This window comes from Bordetella petrii, assembly GCF_020991325.1.
GTDB classification, from domain to species: Bacteria; Pseudomonadota; Gammaproteobacteria; order Burkholderiales; family Burkholderiaceae_B; genus Bordetella_A; species Bordetella_A petrii_E.
Map to the genome: position 1 here is coordinate 1 of NZ_JAJMLX010000384.1, position 3,317 is coordinate 3,317.

General features: G+C 65.3%; 5 protein-coding genes. 1 reads left to right on the forward strand and 4 read right to left on the reverse strand.

Features of this window, described 5'->3' with window-relative positions; genetic code table 11:
- From LPZ50_RS23295 to LPZ50_RS23310, 4 genes are all read right to left on the reverse strand, one after another.
- Positions 1-970 (reverse strand): RNA polymerase sigma factor (locus LPZ50_RS23295; RefSeq protein WP_230665237.1); only part of this gene is annotated, 970 nt, incomplete at its 3' end.
- Positions 967-1,377, reverse strand: a complete 411-nt coding sequence (locus tag LPZ50_RS23300; RefSeq protein WP_230665238.1) for a VOC family protein — start codon at positions 1,375-1,377, stop codon at positions 967-969. The genes LPZ50_RS23300 and LPZ50_RS23295, both read right to left, overlap by 4 nt.
- 52 nt (positions 1,378-1,429) lie before the next feature.
- The gene (locus tag LPZ50_RS23305; protein ID WP_230665239.1) at positions 1,430-1,837 is read right to left on the reverse strand and encodes a YciI family protein; all 408 of its coding nucleotides are present in this window, start codon (positions 1,835-1,837) and stop codon (positions 1,430-1,432) included.
- Positions 1,838-1,963: 126 nt separating this feature from the next.
- Positions 1,964-2,317, reverse strand: a complete 354-nt coding sequence (locus LPZ50_RS23310; RefSeq protein WP_230665240.1) for a YciI family protein — start codon at positions 2,315-2,317, stop codon at positions 1,964-1,966.
- Between the two features lie 125 nt (positions 2,318-2,442).
- Between LPZ50_RS23310 and LPZ50_RS23315 the strand changes: the two genes are divergently transcribed.
- On the forward strand, positions 2,443-3,317 hold an 875-nt coding region (locus LPZ50_RS23315; protein ID WP_230665241.1), incomplete at its 3' end, for an NYN domain-containing protein.

The window sequence follows — 3,317 nt, forward strand, 5'->3', positions numbered from 1 at the left end:
GATGAGTGTGCACGTGGTGCAAGGCGAGCGCGACCTGGTATCCGACTGCCGGTCGCTGGCCCGCTTCGAGTTGCGCGCCATCCCGCTGCTGGGCGTGTTGCAGCGCCGTCAGCCCGCGCCGGATCAGCAAGGGGTCCCAGCGGGCGCGGTCCTGGTCCATCAGCAGCACGGGGCGGCCTTCACTGTCGACGCGCGCGGCCAGCCGCGAGGCCTGTATTTCCATCAGGGCCACCAGGCCGTGCACTTCGCTTTCGTGCGGCGCCAGCCCGGCCAGGATGCGCCCCAGGCGCAGCGCCTCTTCGCACAGCGCCGGACGCGTCCAGTCGTCGCCGGCAGTGGCGGCGTATCCTTCGTTGAAGATCAGGTAGATCACTTCCAGTACCGAGGCCAGGCGCTGCGCCAGCGCGTCGCCGCGCGGCACCTCGAACGGCACCTGCGCTTCGCGCAGCGTGCGCTTGGCGCGCACGATGCGCTGGGCAATGGTGGATTCGGACACCAGGAAGGCGCGGGCGATCTCGTCGGTGCGCAAGCCCCCCAGCAGGCGCAGCGTCAGTGCCACGCGCGCCTCGGTGGACAGCACCGGATGGCAGGCCGTGAACACCAGGCGCAGCAGGTCATCGCCGATCTCGTCCTGGCGGGCCGCGTCCAGCGCGTCGACGAAATCAGGTTCGACATGCGCCTGCAGCGCGTCCAGTTCGTGGCCCATTTGCTCGTGCTTGCGCGTGTGCAGCGCATCCTGGCGCAGCCGGTCCAGGGCGCGGTTCTTGGCGGCCGTCATGAGCCAGGCACCGGGGTTGTCGGGAATGCCGTCGCCAGGCCAGCGTTCCAGCGCCGTGACCAGGGCATCTTGCGCGAATTCTTCGGCCAGGCCCACGTCGCGCACCATGCGCGCGACGCTGGCGATGACCTTGGCCGACTCGATGCGCCAGACGGCCTCGATGGCCTGGTGGACGGCATCGCGCTGGCTCATTGTTGCAGCGGCTCGGCGTTGGGGTCCATGTACATCAGTTCCCAGACATGGCCGTCCAGGTCTTCGAAGGCATGGCCGTACATGAAACCGAAGTCCTGCGGCTCGCGCGGCGTGGTGCCGCCGGCGGCCACGGCGCGGGCCACCAGGTCTTCCACTTCGGCGCGGCTTTCGCACGACAGGCACACCAGCACCTCGGTGCTTTGCTTGGGGTCGCACAGCGGCTTGGTGGCAAAGGTCTTGAAGTACTCGCGGGTCAGGAGCATGGCGAACAGGTTTTCGCCGAGGATCAGGCAGGCGGCGTTCTGGTCGCTGAATTTCGGGTTGAATTCCAGGCCCAGCTGCTTGAAGAATTCCATGGATTTGGGCAGGTCGACAACCGCCAGGTTCACGAAGATTTGTTTGTGCATGATGGTCTCGCAATCGGCAAAGGTGGGAAAGGATGCAGCGGAAAAAGCGTGATCAGCGCAGCGCCAGGGCATGGAAACGGCGCGCCGATGGCTTGGTTCGTGCCAGCTCATCGATTTCGTACAGCGGACGGACTTCGATCTCGGTTTCGGTGCCCGGGCCAGGGGCGGGAAAGCGGCGCGTCCATTCCAGTGCCTCTTCGCGCGATCGCGCCTGGATGACGGTATAGCCTGCCACCAGCGTCCGGGTGTCGGCGAAGGGGCCATCGATGACCTTGCGCTGCCCGTTGGCGTAGCGGATGCGCCAGCCCGCCGAACTGGGCTGCAGCCCGGCGGCATCGAGCAGGGCGCCGGCCTGGGCCAGGGCTTCGTGGTAGGCGGCCATTTCGGCGTACAGGGCGTCGTCGGCCAGGACGCCCGCCTCGGTGTCGGCGGTGGCTTTCACGATGATCATGAATCGCATGGGGAATCTCCTGTCGGTTGACGCTGCCGTGCGGCGGTTGTCATTAGCACGACGAAGCACGGCCGCCAAAATCGACAGAAAATCGGCGAACAAGGGAAAACCCTTAAATTTGCCGATGGAAAACCATTACGTGAAGCAGGGGCCCAGTTCGCGCACTTCCACCGTGCACCATTGCGCGGCGGGGCATTCGGCGGCGATGGCGATGGCTTCGTCGCGGGTGGCGCAGTTCAGCAGGAAGAACCCGCCTATCATTTCCTTGGCCTCGGCGTAGGGGCCATCCAGCAGGCGCTGTTTGCCATCGCGCACCTGCAGCTTGACGCCTTCGGCCTCGGAACGCAGCGACTGGGCATCCTGCAGCAGGCCGCGCGCCTTCAGGCCGGCGGCATAGGCCAGCATGCTGTCGTAGGCGGCCTGCCCGGCTTCCGGCGTACGCTGCGCGCGCTGGCCGATGGGTTCGACAATAAGCAGCATATAAGACATGGAAACTCCGCGAGTCGGTACGACGGGGTGGACAATGTCGCTGGAGTTTATCCGGCCGGCGCTGCCCTTTGAAGGCCCGCTTTTGTTTTCAGGTGTATCGTCAGGCCTACACCACGGAGATCACCATGACTGCTTCCCAGGAAAGCATCAATATGGCGCTTTTCTGCGACTTCGAGAACGTCGCATTGGGCGTGCGCGATGCCAATTACCAGCGTTTCGATATCAAGCGGGTGCTTGAGCGCCTGCTGCTCAAGGGCAGCATCGTGGTCAAGAAGGCCTATTGCGACTGGGACCGCTACCGCGAATTCAAGGCGGCCATGCACGAGGCCAATTTCGAACTCATCGAGATCCCGCACGTGCGGCAGTCGGGCAAGAATTCCGCCGACATCCGGCTGGTGGTGGATGCGCTGGACCTTTGCTATACCAAGCTGCATGTGGACACCTTCGTCATCATCAGCGGCGATTCCGATTTTTCGCCGCTGGTGTCCAAGCTGCGCGAGAACGCCAAGCAGGTCATCGGGGTGGGGGTGAAGCGTTCCACGTCCGACCTGCTCATCGCCAATTGCGATGAGTTCATTTTTTACGATGACCTGGTGCGCGAGCGCCCGCGCGCCGATGCCCGGGCCGGCGCCGCGCGCGAAGCCAATGGCAAGCGTCCGGCCGACGACGAGCCGCAACGCAAGGAAGAACTGGAGGCGCGCCGCACGCAGGGCATAGAGATCGCCGTGGAAACCTTCGAGGCGCTGGTATCCGAGCGCGGCGACAGCGGCAAGATATGGGCGTCGGTGCTGAAGGAAGCCATCAAGCGCCGCCGGCCCGATTTCAGCGAGTCGTACTACGGTTTCAAGGCCTTCGGCAACCTGCTCGAAGAGGCCCAGGCGCGCGGCCTGCTGGCGTTCGGGCGCGATGAGAAATCCGGCGCTTATGTGTATCGCATGCCGGTGCCCGAGCCCGAGCCCGAGCAGCCGGCCGCGCCGGCGCGCGCCCAGGGCCGTGGGAC

Bases quoted from the DNA above. Each gene is read 5' to 3' on its own strand.
- LPZ50_RS23300 (WP_230665238.1), bottom strand. From the start codon at position 1,377: ATGCACAAACAAATCTTCGTGAACCTGGCGGTTGTCGACCTGCCCAAA.
- LPZ50_RS23305 (WP_230665239.1), bottom strand. From the start codon at position 1,837: ATGCGATTCATGATCATCGTGAAAGCCACCGCCGACACCGAGGCGGGC.
- LPZ50_RS23310 (WP_230665240.1), bottom strand. From the start codon at position 2,317: ATGTCTTATATGCTGCTTATTGTCGAACCCATCGGCCAGCGCGCGCAG.